General features: G+C 64.5%; 21 protein-coding genes. 13 read left to right on the top strand and 8 right to left on the bottom strand.

Annotated features, from left to right (window positions below; translation table 11 throughout):
* Nucleotides 1-3: 3 nt before the first annotated feature.
* From E3T51_RS06575 to E3T51_RS06560, 4 genes are all read right to left on the bottom strand, one after another.
* On the bottom strand, nucleotides 4-1,596 hold the full coding sequence (locus E3T51_RS06575) for a multicopper oxidase family protein (protein ID WP_134528954.1): 1,593 nt from the start codon (nucleotides 1,594-1,596) through the stop codon (nucleotides 4-6).
* Between the two features lie 72 nt (nucleotides 1,597-1,668).
* Nucleotides 1,669-2,670, bottom strand: a complete 1,002-nt coding sequence (locus E3T51_RS06570) for an Fpg/Nei family DNA glycosylase (protein ID WP_134528953.1) — start codon at nucleotides 2,668-2,670, stop codon at nucleotides 1,669-1,671.
* A 6-nt stretch (nucleotides 2,671-2,676) separates the two neighbouring features.
* Nucleotides 2,677-3,168, bottom strand: a complete 492-nt coding sequence (locus E3T51_RS06565) for a ribose-5-phosphate isomerase (protein ID WP_134528952.1) — start codon at nucleotides 3,166-3,168, stop codon at nucleotides 2,677-2,679.
* Between the two features lie 9 nt (nucleotides 3,169-3,177).
* A complete protein-coding gene (locus tag E3T51_RS06560; RefSeq protein WP_134528951.1) occupies nucleotides 3,178-3,798 on the bottom strand; it encodes a mycothiol-dependent nitroreductase Rv2466c family protein in 621 nt (206 codons plus the stop codon).
* A 158-nt stretch (nucleotides 3,799-3,956) separates the two neighbouring features.
* Here E3T51_RS06560 and E3T51_RS06555 point away from each other — a divergent pair, with 158 nt between their 5' ends.
* A complete protein-coding gene (locus tag E3T51_RS06555) occupies nucleotides 3,957-5,531 on the top strand; it encodes an MFS transporter (RefSeq protein ID WP_134528950.1) in 1,575 nt (524 codons plus the stop codon).
* Here the strand turns inward: E3T51_RS06555 and E3T51_RS06550 are convergent.
* Nucleotides 5,510-6,397: an alpha/beta hydrolase gene (locus tag E3T51_RS06550; protein WP_134528949.1), complete on the bottom strand. Its 888-nt coding sequence runs from the start codon at nucleotides 6,395-6,397 to the stop codon at nucleotides 5,510-5,512. The genes E3T51_RS06555 and E3T51_RS06550 overlap by 22 nt on opposite strands.
* Nucleotides 6,398-6,508: 111 nt before the next feature.
* Between E3T51_RS06550 and E3T51_RS06545 the strand changes: the two genes are divergently transcribed.
* The 4 genes from E3T51_RS06545 (at nucleotide 6,509) to E3T51_RS06530 (ending at nucleotide 11,502) form a co-directional block, all read left to right on the top strand.
* Nucleotides 6,509-8,014 (top strand): SDR family oxidoreductase, encoded by a 1,506-nt coding sequence (locus tag E3T51_RS06545; protein ID WP_134528947.1) that lies wholly within the window; start codon nucleotides 6,509-6,511, stop codon nucleotides 8,012-8,014.
* A 150-nt stretch (nucleotides 8,015-8,164) separates the two neighbouring features.
* The gene (locus E3T51_RS06540; protein ID WP_134528945.1) at nucleotides 8,165-9,274 is read left to right on the top strand and encodes a hypothetical protein; all 1,110 of its coding nucleotides are present in this window, start codon (nucleotides 8,165-8,167) and stop codon (nucleotides 9,272-9,274) included.
* A 35-nt stretch (nucleotides 9,275-9,309) separates the two neighbouring features.
* Nucleotides 9,310-10,869 (top strand): AAA family ATPase, encoded by a 1,560-nt coding sequence (locus E3T51_RS06535; protein WP_134528943.1) that lies wholly within the window; start codon nucleotides 9,310-9,312, stop codon nucleotides 10,867-10,869.
* A gap of 180 nt (nucleotides 10,870-11,049) precedes the next feature.
* The gene (locus E3T51_RS06530) at nucleotides 11,050-11,502 is read left to right on the top strand and encodes a DUF4190 domain-containing protein (RefSeq protein WP_134528941.1); all 453 of its coding nucleotides are present in this window, start codon (nucleotides 11,050-11,052) and stop codon (nucleotides 11,500-11,502) included.
* A 225-nt stretch (nucleotides 11,503-11,727) separates the two neighbouring features.
* Here the strand turns inward: E3T51_RS06530 and E3T51_RS06525 are convergent, their stop codons facing one another.
* Nucleotides 11,728-12,738 (bottom strand): DUF2332 domain-containing protein, encoded by a 1,011-nt coding sequence (locus E3T51_RS06525; RefSeq protein ID WP_134528939.1) that lies wholly within the window; start codon nucleotides 12,736-12,738, stop codon nucleotides 11,728-11,730.
* Nucleotides 12,739-12,857: 119 nt separating this feature from the next.
* Here E3T51_RS06525 and pepN point away from each other — a divergent pair, with 119 nt between their 5' ends.
* The 3 genes from pepN to E3T51_RS06510 all read left to right on the top strand — a co-directional run bounded on the left by pepN (nucleotide 12,858) and on the right by E3T51_RS06510 (nucleotide 17,240).
* Nucleotides 12,858-15,404, top strand: coding sequence for an aminopeptidase N (gene pepN / locus E3T51_RS06520; protein WP_134528937.1), 2,547 nt, complete (start codon nucleotides 12,858-12,860; stop codon nucleotides 15,402-15,404).
* Between the two features lie 220 nt (nucleotides 15,405-15,624).
* Nucleotides 15,625-16,743 (top strand): mechanosensitive ion channel family protein, encoded by a 1,119-nt coding sequence (locus tag E3T51_RS06515; RefSeq protein ID WP_104191046.1) that lies wholly within the window; start codon nucleotides 15,625-15,627, stop codon nucleotides 16,741-16,743.
* An 89-nt stretch (nucleotides 16,744-16,832) separates the two neighbouring features.
* Nucleotides 16,833-17,240 (top strand): globin, encoded by a 408-nt coding sequence (locus E3T51_RS06510; RefSeq protein WP_134529412.1) that lies wholly within the window; start codon nucleotides 16,833-16,835, stop codon nucleotides 17,238-17,240.
* Nucleotides 17,241-17,351: 111 nt separating this feature from the next.
* Here E3T51_RS06510 and E3T51_RS06505 read toward each other — a convergent pair whose 3' ends face one another.
* Complete coding sequence (locus E3T51_RS06505; RefSeq protein WP_166806405.1) at nucleotides 17,352-18,872, bottom strand: HNH endonuclease signature motif containing protein; 1,521 nt, start codon at nucleotides 18,870-18,872, stop codon at nucleotides 17,352-17,354.
* Between the two features lie 102 nt (nucleotides 18,873-18,974).
* Between E3T51_RS06505 and E3T51_RS16720 the strand changes: the two genes are divergently transcribed.
* The 5 genes from E3T51_RS16720 to E3T51_RS06485 all read left to right on the top strand — a co-directional run bounded on the left by E3T51_RS16720 (nucleotide 18,975) and on the right by E3T51_RS06485 (nucleotide 22,157).
* On the top strand, nucleotides 18,975-19,127 hold the full coding sequence (locus E3T51_RS16720) for a mycothiol transferase (protein WP_420898416.1): 153 nt from the start codon (nucleotides 18,975-18,977) through the stop codon (nucleotides 19,125-19,127).
* A 126-nt stretch (nucleotides 19,128-19,253) separates the two neighbouring features.
* The gene (locus tag E3T51_RS06500; RefSeq protein WP_166806403.1) at nucleotides 19,254-19,577 is read left to right on the top strand and encodes an MFS transporter; all 324 of its coding nucleotides are present in this window, start codon (nucleotides 19,254-19,256) and stop codon (nucleotides 19,575-19,577) included.
* 50 nt (nucleotides 19,578-19,627) lie between these two features.
* Nucleotides 19,628-20,671, top strand: a complete 1,044-nt coding sequence (locus tag E3T51_RS06495; RefSeq protein WP_134528931.1) for an LLM class flavin-dependent oxidoreductase — start codon at nucleotides 19,628-19,630, stop codon at nucleotides 20,669-20,671.
* Between the two features lie 164 nt (nucleotides 20,672-20,835).
* Nucleotides 20,836-21,306, top strand: coding sequence for an anthrone oxygenase family protein (locus E3T51_RS06490; RefSeq protein WP_134528929.1), 471 nt, complete (start codon nucleotides 20,836-20,838; stop codon nucleotides 21,304-21,306).
* A 170-nt stretch (nucleotides 21,307-21,476) separates the two neighbouring features.
* Entirely contained in the window at nucleotides 21,477-22,157 is a 681-nt protein-coding gene (locus E3T51_RS06485) for a hypothetical protein (RefSeq protein WP_134528927.1), read from the top strand.
* An 86-nt stretch (nucleotides 22,158-22,243) separates the two neighbouring features.
* On the opposite strand, the gene E3T51_RS06480 is transcribed toward E3T51_RS06485, so the two are convergent.
* Nucleotides 22,244-22,519 carry a hypothetical protein gene (locus E3T51_RS06480; RefSeq protein ID WP_134528925.1) on the bottom strand — a complete coding sequence of 92 codons (276 nt, stop codon included), beginning with the start codon at nucleotides 22,517-22,519 and terminating at the stop codon, nucleotides 22,244-22,246.
* Nucleotides 22,520-22,554 lie beyond the last annotated feature (35 nt).

Below are 22,554 nucleotides of genomic sequence, written 5' to 3'. Positions count from 1 at the left end.
CAGCTAGTGACTGTGGGGCGGCGCGAGCACGCGCGGCCCACTACCGACGGCCAGATTCGACTGGCCCACGCTGGCATCGTGTGCGGTCGGTGGCGTGCCGGCCTGTTCGCCGGGCTTCACGACGACGAATTGGCCCATCATTCCGGCGTCCTCGTGGGCCAGCATGTGGCAGTGGAACATGTACGGAAAGTTTGGATCGGTGTAGTTCGAGAACTGCATGATGAGTTCATAACGCACACCCGGCTCGAGGTAGATCGTATCTTTCCAGCCGGAGAGTTCGGCTGGCGGCGATTTCGTCCCCACCCGCAGAACCTGAAACTGCACGGCGTGCACGTGAAAATTGTGCGGCAACGGCATGGCATTATCGACGGTCCAGACTTCGGTGGCGCCGGCCTCGACGGTCTCGTCGATGCGCGTCATATCCATGAGCCGGTTGTTGATCGTGTAGCCGTTGAGGGTAAACGAGCGATCGACGGAGGCATCCGCTTTCTCGAGTGGCTCGATGTTCGCCAAAGTCGTCGACAGTGCGCCGATGCTGCCGAGACTGTCAGCCGCGCGCAACTCCAGCACATCGAGCGTGTCGTCACCGGCGTTACGGGTCGCGGCTCCGGCCGAGGTACCGAGGTTCGGTGGCGTGGACTGCAATTTCACGGTCTCGCCCGGCTTGAGCGGCACGAGTATTTCGGCCCGCTCCCCCGGTGACAAGCGGATGTCGTCCATCGATGCCGCCTCAGTGAGCAGTCCCCCGTCGGTTCCGATCAGGTCAAAGGACCGCCCGTCGCTGAGCCCGAAGTCATAGACGCGTGCCGTCGATCCATTGACCAGGCGCAGTCGCACCACCTCGGTCGTCACATCGACGTACGGCGCGAGCGTGCCGTTGACCAAGAGCTGATCGCCGATCGGACCGATATAACCCCGCACGTCGCTGGTGAATTGGCCCTTCGCGTTGAAGCGGCGGTCCTGCACCACCACGGGAATGTCATCGACCCCGTAGCTACGGGGCAGGTTGAGCGCGGCCTCCTCGTCGTCCTGTATCAGGAAGAGGCCAGCCAGGCCCATTTCCACCTGGTGTTCGGTTGCGCCGTCTGGATGCGGGTGGTACCAGAGGGTCGCTGCGGGCTGGTCGATCGTGAAGTTCGGGCTCCACTTCGCGCCGGGCTCGACCATCTGGTGCGGGCCACCGTCCATTTTCGCGGGCAGACTCATGCCGTGCCAGTGCACGCTCGTAGCTTCCTGAAGGTTGTTGGCGACGTTGATGCGCACGTTTTCGCCGCGCTCAGCGACGAGGGTGGGGCCGAGGTAGCTGCCGTTATAGCCCCAAGTGTCGGTGGTGACACCCGGCACGAACTCGCTCGTTCCCCGCTGGGCGGTCAGGTCGAAGACTCGCTCACCTGCGGCATTCAGGGTCGATTCGGCCAGCGGCGGGATCGCGAGTGGATTTACGAAGTCAGTGGTGCCGACGGTGTCGATGACGCCGGCGCCGTTGTCGCTCGAACAGGCGGTCAGTCCGACGGTGAGTACGACCGCGCCGACGACGGCACCGCTGACGATGGTTGCAACACGACGGCGCGGCCGGGCAAATCGACGGTGGATCATGAACTTATTTTCGCAGCTTGCTCGACACCCCAACACCACAGGCACTCTCCGCACGCTATGCGGCGGGGGCGGTCATGCCTGACACTGCGGGCACCAGTACAGTTTTCGGGCTGCCATTTCTTCGAGCACGATGTGCGTACCGCAGACTCGGCAAGGCAGGCCTTCGCGTTTGTAGACCCAGTGGCGATCGGCCCGATTCCTCATGGCGCGCCGGTATCCCGCGCCCTCGAGCTTGTCCATGGTCATCATTTGGCCGGTCGCAACACCTATGTGCAAGAGGTGTGCCCAGTCCTGCCACAGCGCGCGCGCGGTGTCGTCACTGAGCAACTTGCCGGGGGTGTGCGGATTGAGACCGGCACGAAAGAGAATTTCGGCACGATAGACGTTGCCGATGCCGCTGACCACGCTCTGGTCCATCAGTAGCCGGCCGATCGGCGTGGGTTTTTTGCGCACGACAGTGACGAAGCGTTCCTCGGCTTCGGGGGTGTTGTCCTGTTCCGGGTCGGGTCCGAGCCTGGCGATCGCGACGTCAACCTGAGCCGGGTCGAGGACCTCACACGCGGTCGGTCCGCGCAGGTCGGCGCACACCGTGTCGGTCAGCAGCCGCACCCGCACCTGGCCGACCGGTTCGGGGGGGAAGCTGTCGGCGAGGTCGATCTCTTTTTCCTGCTCCGACATGCGCACGCGGGTGCGCCGCGGTGCCCCGATACTGAAGATCGAGTTTTCACCGTCCACGTCAAAGGTCGGGGCCTCGAGCCCCGGTGCGAGCACCGTACCGTGCTGGTTGGTCTGGCCCATCCGGCCGTTGGCCGAGGCCATCGTGGCATCCATGAGAATCTCACCGTTGAAATCCCAGGCACCGTACAGTCCTAGATGGATCCGCAGCCACAGGCCGTGGTCGAACTCCAGAAACATCTGCTTGCCGACGGCGCGGGCATCCGTCACCGCGTGTCCGCTGAGTTGGGCGGCACCGGCCACGAACCGGCCCTGCGGCGAGCTGACCGTGACGCGGCGTCCGATGAAGTTGCGCTGAAACTGGCGGGTGATGCGATGAACGGAGTGACCCTCTGGCATCTTAGTTCACCGGCCGTCGACGTCTTTCCCGGCGATGGTTTTGGTTCGCTCATACTCGCCGAGCTGACGGATGCGCCGCGTGTGCCGTTCCTCGTCACTGAACGGCTCGGCAATAAAGGCATCGATGAAGCTCGTGGCCTCCGCGATCGTGTGCTCTCTGGCCCCGATCGAAATGACATTGGCGTCGTTGTGTTCCCGGGCGAGCCGGGCCGTGCTGAGATTCCAGACCAGGGCGGCTCGGGCTCCGGAAACCTTGTTGGCGGCCATCTGCTCGCCGTTGCCCGAGCCGCCGAACACGACACCGAGCGCTTCGACGCCGGACTCCCGGTCGTCGACGGTCGCCTGCGCGGCGTTGATGCAGAACGCCGGGTAGTCGTCGAGGGCGGCGTAGGTCTGGGGGCCGTGGTCGATGACCTCGTGACCGGCCGCACGAAGGTGCGTGATCAGGTGGTGGCTGAGATCGAGACCGGCATGGTCCGTGGCGATATGGATGCGCATAGCACCAGTCTATTTATTGCTGCCCGCTTGGGTGAAAATTGGTTCACGGGTACGGCTGCGCTTGAGCTCGAAGAACCCGTCGTAACTCGCGAGCGCCACGACGCCGTCCCACAGGTGCAGGGCGGCGTCACCCATGGGCGCCGGGGAGATGACCGGGCCGAAGAACGCCACACCGTTGACCGCAATCACCGGGGTTCCGACGTCCTGGCCGACCCGATTGATGCCATCGAAGTGGCTGGCGCGCATTTGGAGGTCGTACTCGTCGCTGTCGGCGAAGGCCGCGAAGCTGGCGGGCAGGCCCACCTCGGCGAGCGCTGCGGCAATGACCTCGTCGGGATTGGTGTTGCCGCCCGGGTGAATCTGTGTGCCGAGCGCGTCGTACAGCGCCTTGACCATGGGCTGGCCGTGCAGTTCGGCCGCGGCGGCCACGAGCCGGGTGTACTTCAGCGCCCGCGGAAAGAACGCCGCGTAGTCCTCGCTCACGTTCTGGTCTTCGTTGAGTACGGCGAGGCTCATCACGTGCCAGGTCACGTCAAGATTGCGCAGGCGAGCGACCTCATCCACCCAGCGCGAAGTCATCCAGGCCCAGGGGCACGAGGGGTCAAACCAGAAATCTACGGCATTAGTCATGCCCCCAGCCTAGGCAGAACTCACTGAATCCTCCCCGAAACCGAGGCTGGCTATTTAGGGAATGCCCCCCATCAAGGGGTATCCTTGACGAATTGAAAAACTGTCACATGTAGTACAGCCCTAACTTCGCAGCACATTATCTCCACGGGAGAAATTTTATGCCCACTGACCGAAGTGCATCCAACCTGCATTTTGACGCCACAAACGCCTCGGCCGGGAGGAAGAAACATTCGAAAGCCTTGCGCCGTCGACGCATTGCCGTGTCCGATGTGAATGTCGTCGACAAACCCATCATGAAGCGTGCCCTCGGCGGCACCATCGTGGGAAACACCATGGAGTGGTACGACGTCGGTATCTTCGGTTACCTCATCACCACAATGGGTCCGGTCTTTCTGCCGGAGGCTGACGCATCCGTTCAAACCCTGTTCCTGCTCGGAACTTTCGCCGCTACCTTTTTCGCCCGCCCACTCGGCGGCGTGTTCTTCGGCTGGCTGGGTGACCGCATCGGCCGGCAGAAGGTGCTCGCCACCACGCTGATGCTGATGGCTGCCTCGACCTTTGCCGTCGGTATCCTTCCCGGTTACGCGCAGATCGGCGTGTGGGCAGCGGTTCTGCTGGTATTCGTCAAGCTCGTACAGGGGTTCTCGACCGGTGGCGAGTACGCGGGGGCGACAACCTTCGTTAGTGAGCACGCGCCCGACACCCAGCGCGGTTACTTCGCGAGTTTCCTCGATATGGGCAGTTACCTCGGTTTTGCCGTCGGTGCTTCACTCGTCTCGGTACTCCAGCTCACGCTCGGGCAGTCGGTCATGGAGGAGTGGGGCTGGCGGGTTCCGTTTCTCGTCGCCGGGCCGCTCGGGCTGGTCGCAATCTACTTCCGATTGAAAATCGACGAGTCGCCTGCTTTCCAGGCCACTCTCGACGCGCAGGAGGAAGCGCAGAAGAATCCCATCGGCGCCACGGCGGACACCCCCAAAAGCCCGATCGCCATTTTCAAGGCATACTGGCGCAACATCATCATCGCGATGATCCTCGTCGCCGCCGCGAATACGGTCGGCTATGCCCTCACCTCGTATATGCCCACTTATCTCACCGAGAACAAGGGCTACGACGAATTGCACGGCACTGCGCTGACAATTCCCATTCTCGTGATCATGGCCCTGTGCATCCCGCTGGCCGGCCGGCTGTCCGACCGCATCGGGCGCAGGCCGGTGCTGTGGATCGGAGCGATCAGCACGGTCGTACTGTCGTACCCGGCGTTCCTTTTGATCGATGTCGGCGAAGTCTGGTCAACGCTGCTCGGCCTGGCGCTCATCGCGTTCCCGGTCACGTTCTACGTCTCCAACCTTGCCTCCGCGCTGCCTGCCCTGTTCCCGACGGCGAGCCGGTACGGTGCCATGGGTATTTCGTACAACTTCGCCGTGGCCATATTCGGCGGGACCACACCATTCATCATCGCGGCGCTCATTGTGGGTACCGGCAATGACCTGATGCCGGCGTTTTACCTGATGGGTACCTCGCTCATCGGTGCGATCGCCATCTTCTTCCTGCGGGAATCGGCCAACCGCCACCTCCCTGGCTCCATGCCGAGCGTGAACAGCGAAGAGGAAGCGCATGAACTCGTCAAGACGCAGGATGACAATCCCCTGCTCGACACGGACCAGATGCCGTTTGACCACACCTTCGAGCCGCCGACCAGTGCCATTCCGACTCAGGAATCGACGAAGGTGTAGTGCTTCTCGGTATCTATTTGCCCAGCCCAGTCGATGATCAGGCGGAGGCCCTGCGTAAAAGCCGGCTCCTGCGGACGATTAAGGAAGGCGTGCAACGTTTCGGGCAGTACGTGGTAGTCCACTGCGGTCCCGGTCGCTGAAAGTTCCTCTGCGAACTGTGCGGCGGAGGAACGCATTGAGTCCCGGTCGGCGTCAACCATGAGCGTCGGCGGGAAGCCGCCAAGGGGGTGGCCACCGGGAAAAGCGTGAGCGTTCGACAGCGCGGTTCGCGTGCCTGCGTAGTGCAAATTCGTCAGATTGAGAAGCATCGGCGTGTGCACGAAGCGGCGCGGGCCGCGAAGTCGGCTGCGCAACTGGCGCGATCTCTTCGGTAGCGCGGCATGGAAAAATCCGTAGGCGAAGAAAACGCCTGCGAGACCATCAGCCCCCGCGTCGGCCAGGCGAAGCACGGCGCCGGCTGATAAACACGCGCCGGCGCTGGCACCGCCCAGAATCACTTTGCCAACTGCTTCGCGCTGAACCTCTCGCACGACGGCAACGACATCATCAACCGGTACCGGAAAATGCACGGCCGGGCTCCACACAGACCCACTCCCCGATCTGCGCGGCTTCGACAGCGTCGCCAGTCGGTAGGCTACGGTGACGACGCGGAATCCCGCTGCGGCCAGGGTACGTGCAACGTCATGCGATTCCGGCTGATCGAGGCCACCTTTGAAAAAGCCGCCCCCGTGAATCCAAACGATTGTTGCGCACCGGCGAGGAGATACGTTGTCGGGCGGCGCATACCAGCGCACGGGGATGGACCCGTGCGGACCTTGGATCGTACTGTCGACCGACTTGACCCGCAGCGAAAGACGATTCCCCATTCCTGCACCCTAGCGCGAGACCGTGCCAGGTCGGCGTTCATCCGAGCGTCCGGTCTGGACGCCGTTTTCGCTGAAACGGATGCTCCCAGTCGGTCCGCGTAAGATTCTCTAATGACTTCTGCGCCCACTCCCACCGCCGAGTTGGCAGCACCGGCCACCGAGTTCGCCGGAATCGATCCGCACGATCTCGCCGTCACCCTCCGCGTGCTCGCCTCCCTGGCCGACATCGACCCGGACAGCCCCGACTTCGTCACCGTGCGCCAGGCCACCGCAAAGATGTTCAAGTCGGTCAAGATGGTGCGCCGCATCGAGAAACGCGCGGTCATCGCCGACGCCGATCGCAGCGTCATCGCCGCCACCGCCACCGGCGCACCCACCCGCATCGACGACGAGACTCGCGGTGCCCAGCTCTCTCTCGGTACCAGCGCGGCGACCGCCGGTGAACTGCTCGTTCCGCGCGCCTGTTATATCTGTAAGCAGAAGTACACCGTGGTCGACGCGTTCTACCACCAGCTCTGCCCGAGCTGCGCCCTCTCCAGTCACGCCAAGCGTGACGCTCGCACCAACCTCACCGGCAAGCGCGCACTGCTCACCGGCGGCCGCGCCAAGATCGGGATGTACATCGCACTACGCTTGCTGCGCGACGGTGCCCACACCACCATCACGACTCGGTTTCCGCGCGATGCCGTTCGCCGCTTCGCCGCTATGGACGACTCGAAGGATTGGCTGCACCGCCTGCGCATCGTCGGCATCGACCTGCGCGACCCGGCCCAGGTGATCGCACTGGCTGACTCCGTCGCCGCCCAGGGTCCGCTCGACATTCTCATCAACAATGCAGCGCAGACCGTGCGGCGGTCGCGCGGCTCGTACTCCCCCCTCGTCGAGGCGGAGGACGCTCCGCTGCCCGACGGCCCCCTTCCCGAGATCGTGTCGTTCGGACACACCAATGATGCGCATCCGCTTGCCCTGGCTGCTTCGGTCTCCGGGCATCCGCTGCTCGCGGCCGCGTCCGGTGCCGGTGCCCTCACGGCGGATGACCTCACCCGGCTGGCACTCGCCGCCGGGTCGTCGTCGCTGGAGCGTCTCGCTGCCGGCACCGCCATTGACGCCGGCGGGCTTGTTCCCGACCTGCACGACGTGAACAGTTGGACGGCCAACGTCGAAGACGTGGATCCGCTCGAGATGCTCGAAGTTCAGCTGTGCAACACGACCGCACCATTTCTGCTGGTGAGCCGCCTGCGGGCCTCGCTGACCGCATCCACTGCCCGGCGTACCTACATCGTGAATGTGTCGGCGATGGAGGGCGTGTTCGGTCGGGGCTACAAGGGTCCCGGGCACCCGCATACCAATATGGCCAAGGCTGCTCTGAACATGCTCACCCGCACGAGCGCGAAGGAGATGCTGGAAGACGGCATTCTCATGACCAGCGTCGATACCGGCTGGATCACGGACGAACGCCCGCACCCCACCAAGGTGCGCCTGGCCGAAGAGGGCTTTCACGCGCCGCTCGACCTGGTCGATGGTGCCGCCCGAGTCTACGACCCGATCGTGCGCGGCGAGGATGGCGAAGACCTCTACGGCGTCTTTTTGAAGGACTACAAGCCCGGCGCCTGGTAGTACTGGGCCGTCGGCTACTGGAGTGTGCCCCAGGGGGCCACGTAGCTGAACCAATCCTTCCCTGACCGGATCGCGCACATGGCGAGTACTCGAAGATGTCGAGTAAACCACAGGTCATGCGGCAAAAATTGCTCCTGTTAGGCTGACCGCATGCTACGCCGCAGTCTGATCACGCCGACCGTTTTTCTCGCCATCGTCGCTCTCAGCGGATGCGCGGCCGAGCCCGTCGCAGGGCCGCCAACGCCAGCCAGCGCGGCGCCGACAGAGCCTGCCGCTGTCACAGGTGTTTACACCTGTGACGATGTTGCCACCCTCGATACCCTGGCCGGCGCGTTGGCCCCTGCCGACGGAAGTAGGCCGACCCCGGTAGCCGCGACGCAGCCGGGGATGGCCCTCACCGAGTATGCCGTGCCCGCCCTCGGCGGTCTGTCGTGCTCTTGGCGGGTCGGCACCGCGGCGGGCAGCCCGCTGGAGTACCCGGCCGATAGCGACTGGGCGTACCTCAGCGTCAAGATCGTACCGGGCGGCGCCGATTCCTGGGCGCCGTACGCCCTCGGCGACGGTCCGGCCGACACCCTCATCGATATCGGCGGCATCGAGTCCGCTTCGGGGTGCGGCGACCCTGGCTGCTTCATCTCTGCCCCGGTGGGCGACGCCTGGGTCGAAATCGAGATGACCACTATCTTCTTCGGCATCGGCGAAGGACATTTCGGCGGCATGACCAGCGACGCGATTTTGGCGCAAATGGAGCCACTCGCGGCATCCGTTTTCACCGCTCCGACGGATGCCGAACCCAGCCAGCTGGTCTGGCCGTCGGTAGACCTCGTCGAACGTGAACCCGCCTGCACCGGCGCGCTCAAGTCGCAGGGCATTGCCATGGCGCTCGGAGTCGACTCGATCGAGTACGAAGTTTTCGACTCATCGAGCACCGGCCCGATCTGGTTTGGCGGGTTCGTCGCAAAGCGCGCTGGGCTGTTCACCTGCTCCGCGGACGCCGGTGGCGGTGCGGGAGCGTCGATCATTGTCGGCTACGACCTGGCCGGGATCGTCGACACCATGGTGTCCGAGCCGGATACGTCGACTGCGCTCCAACAGATCGTGCTGGAGGGCGCCGTCGACGGCGAACGCGCCGTGCAGATCTGCACCGACACAGCCTCGTACTGCACCGTGATCTTCTCGCTCGGCCAGTCGGCGTACCAGGTCGACTCGCAAACCGACGCGGTGGCCGTCGCCGAGGCCATCATCGCGCAGGCTCGCTAGGTTTGACAAGGCTGCTACGAGAACAGGAGAACTACATGACCGAGGACACTTTCGACCGAGACGTCGTGCGCGCCTTCAAACACTTCATGGAACGGGTCGTATCTGCGGCGGATCACCGGGCCGGTTCGGGCCTGACACCACTTGGCGACCGCATCAGCGCCTTCCTCGGCACCAACGCGTCAAGGTTGCCGGTCGTGTCGGAGACCTTGGCCGATCATCGCCTCGTCGACGCGGACATCGCCCTCAGCACGTTGACCGGCTCGGATCCGGCCGCGCTTCTCGGCGTTTCGGGTGGGCAGCAGCGGTTTCACTCGACGCTGTCCGAGCTCCTGGCCAGCCCGTTTCAGGGCTTCGGCCCCGGACCGGTCGACTACTCGGCCCGGGCGACCGGACCGACGTCGACCCGCCAGGTCGTCTCGTTCGGCTTGCGGCTCATACGCTTTGACGGGCACCCGATCGCCGTGCTGCAACGCGCAGCGAACCCGCAATTCGGGCGCAACACGGCCGAACTCGAAATCATGGCCGAGTCGCCGCATACGGTCACCGGTTTTCTCGAGCACCTGCGCGCACTCATGATCGAGCACAGCGTGCTGCGCGGACAGGTGCTGTCGTTCGTGCACACCGAATACGGATCCGGAGCTGGAATCACCTTTCTGGAACGGCCCGTGGTACCGACGTCCGCCATCGTGCTGCCGGAGGGCATCCTCGGCACGATTACCGACCACGTCATCGGAATCGGCGAGCAGCGCCAGGTCTTGCTCGCCGCCGGGCAACATTTGAAGCGCGGCGTGCTGCTCTACGGTCCTCCCGGCACCGGCAAAACCCTCACGGTGCGTCACCTGCTCAGCGAAACACCGGGCATCACCGCCGTGCTGCTCACCGGTACCAGCATCGTGCACATTGCCGCGGCTGCCGAGATCGCGCGCACCTTTGCGCCGTCGATCGTCGTGCTGGAAGACATCGATCTGGTCGCGATGCAGCGCAACGCCACTCCGCAACCCTTGCTGTTCGAGGTGCTCGACGCCCTTGACGGACTCGACGGCGACGCCGATGTGGCCTTCGTCATGACCACCAATCGGGTCGAGGTGCTCGAGCGCGCCCTTGCCGAACGGCCAGGGCGGGTCGACCTCGCCGTCGAAGTGCCATTACCCGCCCTTGCCGAACGCGAGCGGCTGTTCCGGCGCTATGCGGGAGGGCTGCCGTTCAGCCCGGCCGCCCTCGACGCCGCTGCCCGCCGTGCAGAGGGCGTGACGGGATCCTTCGCAAAGGAACTAATTCGTCGGGCGGTGCTTCGCGCTGCCCTCCGCGCCGACACCGTCGACGACAACGACCTGCAGATCGCCGTCGACGATCTGTTGTCGGCGGGCGAATCCCTCACCCGACGGCTCCTGGGCACCCGCACTGGCGGCACCGAACGTTGGCAGCCCGAGGAGGAGCCAAGCGATGGGTCACACGCCGGCGGCTACGTTTCGATGCATGATGCGGCAACCGTGATGACGCGAGTTGCCTCCTTCGGCTGGAGCGGGCCGACTGGGCTTGTTGCACCAGCGGACGACGACCAGGCCGAAGCCGAGCACACCGACGAGCCCCAGTGAGGTCATCTTTCGCATTCAACCGTGAATCCACGGCTCCCACCCCCCTGCCGACGGCCTGAGGTAGTCACGTGTTCTAGGACGTAGTGGCATGGCATGTCGTCAGTTTGCGATACGGTTTCGAATGGAACTACTGAGATGGTTCTTAGCTTCGCCCCAGAATACTATTCGAGAGCAGACCCAATGACCGATTCCACGACCCCTTCTCTGGCTGGCGAAAGCGTTGCTCCGGAGCAGACACCCGTGCCTCAGTCCGTCCCTGCTCCGCCTTTCGCAGGGCAGCAGATACCGCAGCAGCAGTATGCGCCCGTGCAGCAGATTCCGGTATTCATACCCCCAGCTCAGAATGTCTTTATCGTGAAGCCGGCTCCCTCGAAGAAGGGTTTCGGCGTCACGTCCATGATCCTCGGGATCAGCGCGGTGATTTTCTCATGGACTGCAATCTTTGCGTTCATTCTGCTTGTCTGCGCGCTCGTGTTCGGAGCGATCTCCCTCAAGAAAGGCGAGACCCCGCGCGGGTTCGCGATTACCGGAATCGTCCTCGGGTCCATAGCTGTATTGCTCGTCTTGGTCATCATTGCGATCATTGCGATGTTTGTTGGAGCAGTTGCTACCGTGGGCACTGTCGGCTACTGACCTTTAAGTACCGGTAATAGGCGGGGCGGGCGCCTCCCCACAAGAGCCGCCCATCCTCACAGCGTCGCACGGCGGCCTTACCTCGAACAGGTGGTCGCCTGCGCGGTCGCCTCATCCTGGCGAGTGCGACGTGCACGCGGATCACGCAGCCATCAGTGATTGAGGCTGCGCGTGTCGCCGCGAGCCAGACCGTTCTCGACTACCGCCTCAACGCGCCCGCTTGAGTCACCCGAGCCAGTGCACCGAGCGGCCGTGCGGCTGGGTCAGGGCAATTGGTTCGCCGTCGAGTGCCAGAATAAAAGCGGATGCCTCCGCCGGCGCTTCCGCAAGTCGCTCCAATACCCCGGGCACCACGCTCTGCCCCTCGTTCGACAGCCAGCGCACCGGCAGCCGGATCATCTGCTCGGCGAACCGATTGCGGTCTTGCTCGCTCAGGTAAGCGAGCACCGCGGTGTGGAACACGACAACGGTGGCCCCGGCCGGAGCCCGCGACACGAGCGCCTCGATCTGGTCGACCAGGTCACCCGACACGATCTCCACCGGCTCCTGGCGGGCTACGGCTACCGCGGCGCGCAGCCGGGATCGACGGTCGTCATGTTCCGGCCAGATCAGCGCGTCGAGCCAGGCCACATCCGCGTCGCTGTGCACGTCGAGAGGGTGGAGGTCGATGCCGGCGCGCCAGACTATGTCAGGCATCCGCTCCGGCAGCGGCACCGGGCCGGTGACGGCGCAGTCCAGAACGACCGGGCTCGGACCGTCTGCCGGGTGCACCATCCGCTCGTCACCGGCGCTCTCTGAATCGCCCGCTAACCGATACCGGTAGCTGTACCGGTCGGGGTGCAGGCAGAGACCGGCGGATGCCCCCACCTCGATGATCGCGAGCGGCCCGGCGTGCGCCGCCAGGACCGGCAACAACACGGCGCACCGACCGGGCTCGTTCGTCTGGGTGGCGTGGGTCAGGCAGGTCGCGACCACGAGCGACCAGTGCTCGCGCAGCCAGGCCGCGAACTCCGGGTACTCCCTTACCGCTGCCCCGTTCAGCCGGGCCGCGCTGAACACCAGGTTCGGTTGGCGTTTGACCGCGGGCAACTGGTCGATCAAGGCAACGGTAGCGGGATCGGCCGCAACCCCAGCGGCCCAGCGTTCGTAAGAGGCGCTCATTCCGCGGGCTTCGACCCGGGCGAAGGCCCGGTAGCGTTCAGCGGTCGGGACGCTCGGATCGGTGCTTGCTCTCATGCCCACATCGTAATCATGGTTAGGCTTGCGGGGTGCGATGGCGCCACGAGTGCCATAGCTTCACCGTCCCGATTGGAATCCGTCGCGAATCGAATCGTGAATCGAATTGGAGAACTAAGTTGCCCGGAGAAAATCTCACCCGCATTGAAGCGACGGAGCGCGCTGCGCTCGTCACGGTAGCGAGCTACAACGTTGTGCTCGACCTCACCACCGGCCCCACCACGTTCGGCAGCACCACTACGGTGCGCTTTGCCGCCACCCCCGGCGCCGCGACATTCATCGACGCCATCACGGCGCAGGTGCATGCGGTGACCCTCAACGGCGTCGCGCTCGACCCCGCCGTCGTCAGTGACGGCATCCGAATTCAGCTTGACGGCCTGCAGGCCGAGAACGAGCTCGTCGTCATCGCTGACGCGGTCTATACCAACACCGGTGAGGGCCTGCATCGCTTCGTCGACCCGGTCGACAACGAGGTGTACCTGTACAGTCAGTTCGAGGTCCCCGACTCCCGCCGTGTCTTCGCGGTGTTCGAGCAGCCCAACCTGAAGGCTAAATTCTCTTTCACCGTCACCGCACCGAGCCAGTGGCAGGTCGTCTCCAACTCCACCACGCCCGAACCGACCGATGCCGGCAACGGCAACAGCACGTGGGCATTTGCGCCCACCCACACCATCTCGAGCTACATCACCGCGCTCATCGCTGGACCCTACGCCGTCGTGCGCAGCGAGCTCACGTCGAGTGACGGGCGCACCATCCCGCTCGGTGTGTTCAGCCGCAAGAGCCTCAGCGAGTACCTCGACGCCGATTATATCCTCGAGAAGACCCGCCAGGGCTTCGCTTACTACGAGGAGAAGTTCGGCTACGCCTACCCCTTCGACAAGTACGACCAGCTGTTCGTACCGGAGTTCAACGCCGGTGCCATGGAGAACGCCGGCGCGGTCACCTTCACCGAGACATACATTTTTCGCTCCAAGGTGACCGACGCCGTCAAGGAACGCCGCGTCGTCACCATTTTGCATGAACTCGCCCACATGTGGTTCGGCGACCTCGTCACGATGACCTGGTGGAATGACCTCTGGCTTAACGAGAGCTACGCCGAGTGGGCATCGACCATCGCCACCGCCGAAGCGACCGAGTGGCACGAAGCCTGGACCACCTTCGCCGTGATGGAGAAGAGCTGGGCGTACAAGCAAGATCAACTGCCGTCGACCCACCCGGTCGTCGCCACCATCCGCGACCTTGACGATGTGCTCGTCAACTTCGACGGCATCACCTACGCCAAAGGCGGCTCCGTGCTCAAGCAGCTCGCCGCCTGGGTGGGAATCGACGCGTTCTTCACCGGCGTCGGCTCCTACTTTCAAAAACACCAGTGGGGCAACACCGAGCTTTCCGACCTACTCGTCGAGCTCGAGGCCGCCAGTGGGCGCGACCTCAGCCAGTGGGCCGCCCTGTGGCTCGAGACCGCGGGCGTCAACACCTTGCGTCCCGAGATCGCCACAGACGAAACGGGCGTCATTACCGGTTTCACCGTGCTGCAGAGCGCCGCAGCAGACTACCCCACCATTCGACCGCACCGCCTCGCGATCGGCTTCTACACCTTCAGCGATGCCCACAAGCTCGTGCGCACGCACCGGGTCGAGCTTGATGTCGACGGTTCCACAACGGACGTCCCTGCTCTCGTCGGCCAGAAACGTCCCGACCTGATCCTGCTCAACGACGACGACCTCACGTATGCCAAGGTGCGCCTCGACCCGGCCTCTGAGGTCTGTGCCCTCGAGCACCTCGCCGCTATCGAGAGCCCGCTCGCCCGCGCCCTGGTCTGGGGCTCGATCTGGGACGCCACCCGCGATGCCGAAACCACGGCGCGCGACTTCGTGCGACTGGTGCTGAACAACGTGGCCACCGAAACCGAGTCGACGACGCTGCGCACGGTGCTCGGACAGGTCGTACTCACCGCGAACTACTACGTGGCCGAGCCGCACCGCACCATTGTCACCACCGAGGTCGCCGACGCACTGTGGAGCCTCGCCCAGGGCGCTGCGGCCGGCAGCGATGCCCAGTTCCAGTTCGTGAAGTTCTTCGCCGCTGTTGCGGCCACCCCCGCCCAACTCGAGAACGTGGCCGCCCTTCGTTCGGGCGACACCGTGCTGGACGGTCTCACCGTCGACACCGACTTGGCCTGGGAGCTGGTCACCGCTCTCGTCGCCGGGGGCCGCGCAGACGCCACCGAGATCGACGCGGCACTCGCGCGCGACAATACGGCCACTGGAGCCCAGTCCGCGGCTTTGGCCCGGGCCGCGCTCCCCACGGCCGAGGGCAAGCTCGCTGCCTGGTCGTCGCTCATCGACGTCGACACGGCCGCGACAACCATCGTGCGCACGACGGCCGCCGGGTTCCTGCGAGTGAACGACGAGGCGCTCCTCGAACCGTTCGTCGCAACCTACTTCGACATGCTGCAGTCCGTGTGGGAGTCGCGCAGCTTCTCGATCGGCGAGAAGCTCGTGATCGGTCTCTACCCGGCGCCGCTGAACAACCGGGCCCTCGCCGACGCGACGCAGGCCTGGCTCGACGCGAACCCGGAGCCGGCCGCGCTGCGTCGCCTCGTGGTCGAGAACCTGGCCGGAGTCGAACGGTCGCTCAGGGTACAGGCGCGCGACGCCGAGTAGCCAGCGATAGACAGCACCGCGAGCCCGCGGCCAGCCGACGGCAGGTCGCTGGCTTCTCGCGTACCGTCAGGTTCACAGCAAACTCCACGATTACCGAGAGGATGCCGCTGCCTGCGCTGCAGAGACCGGCCGGCTTCGGCTGCGTGTTGCTGGCGCCAATACAGCGACCGTGGTCTCTTCCCGGGTTCCGCGGACGGGCCCTCGGTAGACTGGCTTGGATATGAACTGGGAAATTTTTTGGGCCGACCTCGGTACCTACTTCGAGAAAATTACGTGGACCGTCTACCTGGAGAATACCTTCGCCGTCGCAATGATCATCGTGGTCGCTTTCGCCCTACGCTGGGTGCTGCAATTCGTCATTCGGCGCGTGGTGCAGCAGATCGTCTCCGGAGTCAAGAAGAATCAGAAGGTCGATGACACCCAGGCGCTGAATGTGTCACCGCTCGCCGCGGTGCGGGTCGTTCAGCGCTCGCGCACCCTCGGCGCGGTGCTGGCGAACGTCGTAAACGTGTTCATCCTGATTACCGCACTGCTGCTCATCGTCACGACCCTGAACAAGGACATTCTCGGCTCATTCGCGCTACTCACCGCCGCGCTCGGTGCCGGCCTCGGTTTCGGCGCACAGAACATCGTCAAGGACATTCTCAACGGACTGTTCATGGTCGTGGAAGACCAGATCGGTGTTGGCGACATCGTCGACGTGGGATTCGCATCCGGTGTCGTTGAAACGGTCGGAATTCGTATCACGCAGGTGCGCGATATCGACGGCACCCTCTGGTTCGTGCGCAATGGTGAGATTCTGCGGGTCGGCAACATGTCGCAGGGCTGGGCACGCGTCATCATCGACCTTGCCATTCCCTACAGTTCCGACGTTGAGGCTGTGCAAGACGAGTTGCTGCGCGTGGCTAGCGCCCTGGCCTCAAGCCGCAAGTGGCGCGCGTTCATCCTCGAAAAGCCGGAGATCTGGGGCCTTGAGTCGATCAGTGCCGAGGCCCTCGTCACCCGTCTCGTGGTCAAGACCCGGGTCTCGGCCAAGTGGGACTTTGCCCGCGACCTGCGCCTGCATATGAAGAAGGCCCTCGACGGCATGGGAGTGCCGCTGACGCCGCTCAACAGCGTGGTCATGACTACGGGCGATGGCACCATTGACGGCTCAGCCCTTGAACCGGCCGAGGGCGACGCGGCCGAAGACGCCGCCGCCGCCGTGCCCGACGTCGTCGACGGCGTGCGCACCGGCCCGGTCCCGGTGCGAAAGCCCCGCGGGCCGCGTAAGGCCAAGAGCGTCCCGGCCCCCTTGCACACACCCGACCCCGAAGTTCGTGGGGACGGCATTGACTGACAGCGAACTAACCCAACAAAAGAAAGCCGCCCCACGTGACCACTGAACGACACCCCACCGATCAGCCTGCAGCGCTCGCCGCCGTGTACCTGCGCGAGGGTGAGAACGGTCCCGCCGCAGGGCCCACATTCTTCGAGGAGGTCGGCGGAACCCCGTTCTTCGAAAAACTCGTACACGACTTCTACGTGGGAGTAGCTACCGATCCGGTGCTGAAGCCGATGTATCCCGAAGACGATCTCGGTCCAGCCGAACACCGCCTGGTCATGTTCCTTGAGCAGTTCTGGGGCGGTCCAGGTACCTACAGCGAGCAGCGCGGTCACCCCCGTCTGCGACAGCGGCACATTCCCTTCAAGGTCAACCCGGATGCCCGCGACCGGTGGCTGGGCCACATGAAAGTCGCCGTGGACGCGGCCAATCTGCCGCCGTTGCAGCGGGGAATCCTCTGGGACTATATGGAACGCGCCGCCTTCGCGATGGTGAACAGCTTCGAGGAGTAGGCGTTCCGGACTCGCACCAGGCAGCGTTTCCGAGCCGGAGATTCCGGCCCGCTTTTCGACCCGCGGTTCTGCCGACCTCCGAGCTGCTGATCACGTTGGGCTCCAGGCCGGCTAGGTGCGCCAGGGTGGATCAGTGCTGGGGGTGTTGGCACGATGGGTGCGGGCGGGCCGCCAGGTTTGGGTGGGGTCCCAGAGCAGTGGCCCCCGTACCTGGGGTCGGCCGTTGACCATGCGGATTTTCCATCCGGCGGTGTCGATGGTGTGGTGGTGGTACCAGCACAAAAGTGTTCCGTTGTCGATGTTGGTGGGCCCGTTCTGCTGCCACGGGATGACATGGTGTACCTCGCACCAGCGGGCGGGGATGGTGCAGCCGGGGATGATGCAGCCCTCGTCGCGAGCGGCGATCGCGGCGCGTTGCTTCGGGTTGAAGCAGCGGAGTGTGTTGCCGAGGTAGAGCACGTCACCGTTCTCGCCAAGCAGTACCTGCTGGTAGCCGCCGGCGCAGATGAGTTCCTGCACGCGGCGAAAGCTGATGGGGGCTTCGACGCCGTCGATCCAGCCGACGCCGCGGCCCTGGTCGAGGTCGACCGCATTGATGTGGACCGTGACGGTCGGGGCGGCGCCGCCCAAACTCGGTGTCTGTGGGTCGCGGGCAGCAGATTCGAAGATGGAGCGGAGGATGTCGGCGCGTTTCTCCCCGCCGGTGCGGCGGTCGCCGTCGAAGCGGGTGTCACCGCTGAATGGTTCGTCACTGAACGACTCGATGTCGGTGCCAGTGCCGGCCCTGCCGTCCAGCAGTTCGGTCGGCACGAACCTGGGCGTCGTCGACCGGGCCGACAAGTACGTGTCGAAGAGAGTGTCCATGATGCCGCGGAGCTCAGGTGTGACGTCGGCGCGTAGCGGGTAGAGCCCGTTGCGGAGCAGCCCGAACGTGAGGGTGCTTTTGCCTTCAATAACATCGTCGTTGGGGGCGGTGCCGTCGGGGTCGAGCCGGCCCTGCCATTCCAGTGCCTGCGCCCGCAGCAGATCGGGCGCGAAGCGAATGCCTGCGCCGGGCAGCCCGGCAGTCTCCGGGGTGATCGCTCCGGTCGCGGTGGCGACGAGGGCACGTTCGACATGGTCGAGGTCGTCCTGCAGGACTTTCCCGTGCAGCGCTGTGAGGGTGGCCGCTATAATTTCGGCCGACTCCAGGCCAAGGTCGCCACTGCGGAGTCCTTCGGCGATGATCGAGTAGCGGGCCGACACAGGCAGTCCGAGGGGGGTGCGTTCCACGGCGGTCTCGCCGAGCTTCAGCCGGCGTTTGGCTTCGCGGGCGGAGATGCCAGCGAGTTGGGTGATGAAATCGACGCGGTTGCGGCATCCGTTCTTGTAAGCCAGCGACCCACTGCCGAGGTCGGTTTCGGCGCGGGCACCGATGTCGGTGGTGGCTCGTAGTCTTGCGCCATCAACCTTGCGACCGAGACCCTCAAGGGCCGCCAGCACCGCGACGGCTTCGGTGTCGTCAAGCTGACCAAACCGAACCCCGTCCAACGCCGCAGCCAGAATTGCACCGGCCTGGGCAATCGCCGCCACCCGGAAACTGTCGGGTTCCGGCAGAGAGTCGGATGCGGCGGGCGGGGCGGTGAGGGTCATGGCGGCGGCGCCTCCTTCACCAACAATTCTACCCAGAATCGCCCTCAAAAGCGAGGAAAACTCATAATTAAACCGAGGTTCTATAGGAAATGTCTGCGATCCGTGAGAATCGACAAACGAGGCGTGAACCGCGACGGACAGCGCTGGAACGTGCGCTGGATCCTCCTCCATCTCATCGAGGAGACGACCAGGTACAACGGCCATGCCGACCTGCTCCGAGAGGCCATCGACGATACGGTCGGCGAAAAGCGGTAGACCGTAAAACCATCAACACGACACGGTGGAAGCTTTCCTGGCGCTACGGGAATGCCCTGTCGGTAGGGGCGAAGGCGTCCCAGGTCTGTCACCGGCGTGGTGATCGACCGTGCGCTTCGGAGCCTGGTGTTGACCAGTATTGTTTTGTTCTGCGGGGCCGGAGGAATCTTCCTTCCCATCGCGCTCGCGCTCTGGGGCATCGCCTTCGGCGGCGCGGCGACGCAACTCCAAACCGCCATGGGTGAGGCGAGCGGGGCGAATGGCGACGTCGCGAACGCCCTATTGACCGTGTCGTTTAATCTCGCCATTTTTGCCGGAGGCGTGATCGGTGCCGTATTGATCGACAGCCACGACGGTTTAGTCTTGCCTGGCGTCATGATTGCCCTCGCGCTTGCAGCCTTGGTCATCGTGCTCACCTCGCGGCGTTCCGCATTTCCGGTCGGACGATAAAACGAGCTCCCGAACGCCGCCCAAACATCCCGCACACAATGGAGAACACCATGGAAATCGGCGCTTACAGCTTCGGCGACACCCAACTCAACCTCGACGGCAGCTCGCGCTCGACCGCGGAAGCGGTCAAGAACCTGTTTGATGCCATCGTGCTCGCCGACCAAGTGGGTCTCGACTATTTCGGCGTGGGTGAACACCACACCGCGTCGATGCCGGCGTCCTCGCCCGGTGCCCTGATCGCCGCCGCCGCGGCCGCCACGACTCAGATCACGCTCGGAAGCGCGGCCAGCATCATTGGAACGGATGACCCGGTGCGGGTCTTCCAGCAGTTCGCCACCGCCGACGCGATCTCTGGCGGCGGTCGTATCGAGATCACAGCCGGTCGGGGCTCGTCGGTCGAGACGTTTCCGCTGTTCGGGTTCGATCTGAACGACTACGACGAGTTGTACGCCCAGAAGCTTGACCTGTTGTTGACGCTCAACAACAGTCGGACCGAAAACGTGACCTGGTCTGGCACCGTGCGGCCGCCGATCCCGAACCTGGCCGTGGTGCCGCGGCCTGTCAGCGGTTCACTTCCCATCTGGATTGCCACCGGCGGCAGTGCGCCATCATCGGCTCGCGCCGGACGCCTCGGCCTCCCCATCTCCTACGGAATTATCGGCGGCCAGCCACACCGTTTTGCGCCGCTGGCCAACCTGTACCGGCAGTCAGCTCAGCAGGCCGGCCACACCGGCAACAACATCAAGGTCTCGGTCGCGACCTTTGGCCTGGTAGCGCCCACCAAGCAGGAAGCGATCGACCGGCTTTACCCCGGATGGGTCAACCTCAACCTCGAGATGGGCAAGCTGCGCGGCTGGCCGGCCCCGCAGCGTCGCGACTTTCTGGCCCAGGTCGACGCCCCGAACGCCTATTTCGTCGGCGACCCGGACGACGTCGCCGAGCGCATTGTCGAACTCCACCGCCACCTCGGTCACATGCGGCATTTTCTCCAGGGCGACCACGGCGGGCTCCCCCAGGAGCACCTGCTCGAGTCCATCAGCCTGCTCGCCACCGAGGTCAAGCCTCGTGTTGCGCGCCTGCTCGCCGCCAAGTAAGCGCGCCTGCAGGGCGGATTTCACGCCCCATTTCGTGTCGTAAAACGTTCGTCACAGGACGGCGTGCGATTTACTGGGGTGATGACCACAACGGATGCCGCAGCGCGCGCCAGAGACACCGGCGCGCAGCGCCCGCCACGACCAAGCCTCGAAAGCCAGGTCCGATGAGCGCGGTCGAAATCGCCCTGACGATTGCGGCAGCGCTCGGAGCTGGCCTGGCCGCAGGCGTCTACCTCGCTTTCTCCTTTTTGGTCCTGCCCGCCTTCCGCACGCTTCCCGCTGCGGCCGCAGTGTCCGCCATGCAACGCATCAATGTGAGCGCGGTTCGGGCACCGTTCATGACGGTCTTTTTTGGCGGCGCCGCAGCATCCGTCGCTGTGATCGTGCTGCATCTCACGTCAGACGCGCCTGCCGGACCCACGCGTATTCTTGGAGCGGTTCTCGCGCTGGCCGCCGTCGTGATCACCGTGGTGCGTAATGTTCCGTTGAACAACGCCCTCGTGCGTATCGATGCCAATGCACCCGGCCTGATGGCTACGTGGCAGTCCTTCGACCGGAGCTGGTCTCGGGCCAACTATGCACGTGCGACCGTGTCCGTCGCGGCCCTGATCGCTCTGATCTTCTCGCTCACCTGACCGGCCAGTTCAGATTACGAACGGCCTATCAACCAGGACCGACTGCCCGGGTGCCGTGGCGTACGTGCGGTCATCGGTGGGCAGGGGGCTGGCACGATAGCGTGGAGTTAGGTGAAGCGGTTTTGTTCACCTCGACCGTTCTGGGGGCTCGTATCCGTAAAACATTCGCTGTGATCGCTCTGATCGTTCTGGCCGGCGCTTTGTCGGCCTGCACGGCCACACCGCCGGCCACTCCCCCGACCGTCGACCCGGTCCCGTCCGAAACGGCGACGGCAGCAGCAGAGCCCGACCGCATCCTCATTGGCGCCGAGTCGACCGATGTCGTTGACGCGAACGGGAACGTATTGCTCTCGCTCCGCTACTCCGAGAACGGCGACGAAGCCGTCGTTGCCGCCGTCAAAATTCTCGGCGAGCCTCAAGGAACGCATCATCAGGACGGCTCGAATCACTACCCGGAGATGGATGGGACGTCGTGGGGCGGTTTCGACATCGTCGTGAACCGCTATTCGAGCGAGGCAATGCCGACCGGGGAAGAACGCTGGTACAAGCCGGCATTTAGTGTCCAGGCCACGGCGGCAAGCACAAACGGCGGTATCGCCATCGCCTCGGTGGACGAAATCCGCGTTGGAGACACATTTGACGTTGCTGCTGAAGGCCAGGACACGAACCGCGTGCACGTCGACGATGCGTTCGGCGTGCGCTCGGTAGCGCTCGACCTGCCAACGTCATTCCCGGGCATCATCGCCGATGCCGGGCTGGAATTGCCCTACGGCGCCATTGCCCAATCCGATCAAGGGTCGATTGACATCACCCGAATCGTCGCGCCGAGTTATCTCTTCTCGCTCGCCTAGGTCGTTCACACACATCAGGAGCGGATGTGTGTTCCGCCGCCATTCCGCTGCTGCGGCACCGTCCACCGGTGTAGCACCATCTCCCACTAAGAGAGCGTGCGCTGCAGACGCTCCTCAAATTCGGCCGGGCGCGTGAGGAGCCAGCTGCCGACCGCGATGATCACAGGTAGCCCAAGAACGAGCAGCGCAACCTGCGGCCACGGCGGTGCGAAGGGCAGCAGGCCGACCAGCCCGAGCATGGTGGGCCCCAGCAGGCCGAGGATTCCGCCCAGCACCGCGCCGGTGCCGGCCAGCAGCACGGCCTGCCAGAAAGCGACGGTGCGGCGCAGCCCTGGATGCGCGCCGACCGCGCTCAGCGTCACGTCGTCGCGGCGTCCATCAGCCCCAACGCGACCGC

It is taken from the genome of Cryobacterium serini, from assembly GCF_004404025.1.
Lineage (GTDB): Bacteria > Actinomycetota > Actinomycetes > Actinomycetales > Microbacteriaceae > Cryobacterium > Cryobacterium serini.
The sequence above is the reverse complement of the archived record's forward strand: the minus strand, read 5'-3'. Positions and strand labels throughout refer to the sequence as shown.

Coding starts and splice junctions, on each gene's coding strand:
- E3T51_RS06515 (WP_104191046.1), top strand. CDS start 15,625: ATGAACTGGGAAATTTTTTGGGCCGACCTCGGTACCTACTTCGAGAAA.
- E3T51_RS06550 (WP_134528949.1), bottom strand. CDS start 6,397: ATGGGGAATCGTCTTTCGCTGCGGGTCAAGTCGGTCGACAGTACGATC.
- E3T51_RS06565 (WP_134528952.1), bottom strand. CDS start 3,168: ATGCGCATCCATATCGCCACGGACCATGCCGGTCTCGATCTCAGCCAC.
- E3T51_RS06570 (WP_134528953.1), bottom strand. CDS start 2,670: ATGCCAGAGGGTCACTCCGTTCATCGCATCACCCGCCAGTTTCAGCGC.
- E3T51_RS06575 (WP_134528954.1), bottom strand. CDS start 1,596: ATGATCCACCGTCGATTTGCCCGGCCGCGCCGTCGTGTTGCAACCATC.
- E3T51_RS06540 (WP_134528945.1), top strand. CDS start 8,165: ATGCTACGCCGCAGTCTGATCACGCCGACCGTTTTTCTCGCCATCGTC.
- E3T51_RS06545 (WP_134528947.1), top strand. CDS start 6,509: ATGACTTCTGCGCCCACTCCCACCGCCGAGTTGGCAGCACCGGCCACC.
- E3T51_RS06490 (WP_134528929.1), top strand. CDS start 20,836: ATGAGCGCGGTCGAAATCGCCCTGACGATTGCGGCAGCGCTCGGAGCT.
- E3T51_RS06560 (WP_134528951.1), bottom strand. CDS start 3,798: ATGACTAATGCCGTAGATTTCTGGTTTGACCCCTCGTGCCCCTGGGCC.
- E3T51_RS06525 (WP_134528939.1), bottom strand. CDS start 12,738: ATGAGAGCAAGCACCGATCCGAGCGTCCCGACCGCTGAACGCTACCGG.
- E3T51_RS06505 (WP_166806405.1), bottom strand. CDS start 18,872: ATGACCCTCACCGCCCCGCCCGCCGCATCCGACTCTCTGCCGGAACCC.
- E3T51_RS06535 (WP_134528943.1), top strand. CDS start 9,310: ATGACCGAGGACACTTTCGACCGAGACGTCGTGCGCGCCTTCAAACAC.
- E3T51_RS06555 (WP_134528950.1), top strand. CDS start 3,957: ATGCCCACTGACCGAAGTGCATCCAACCTGCATTTTGACGCCACAAAC.
- E3T51_RS06495 (WP_134528931.1), top strand. CDS start 19,628: ATGGAAATCGGCGCTTACAGCTTCGGCGACACCCAACTCAACCTCGAC.
- E3T51_RS06530 (WP_134528941.1), top strand. CDS start 11,050: ATGACCGATTCCACGACCCCTTCTCTGGCTGGCGAAAGCGTTGCTCCG.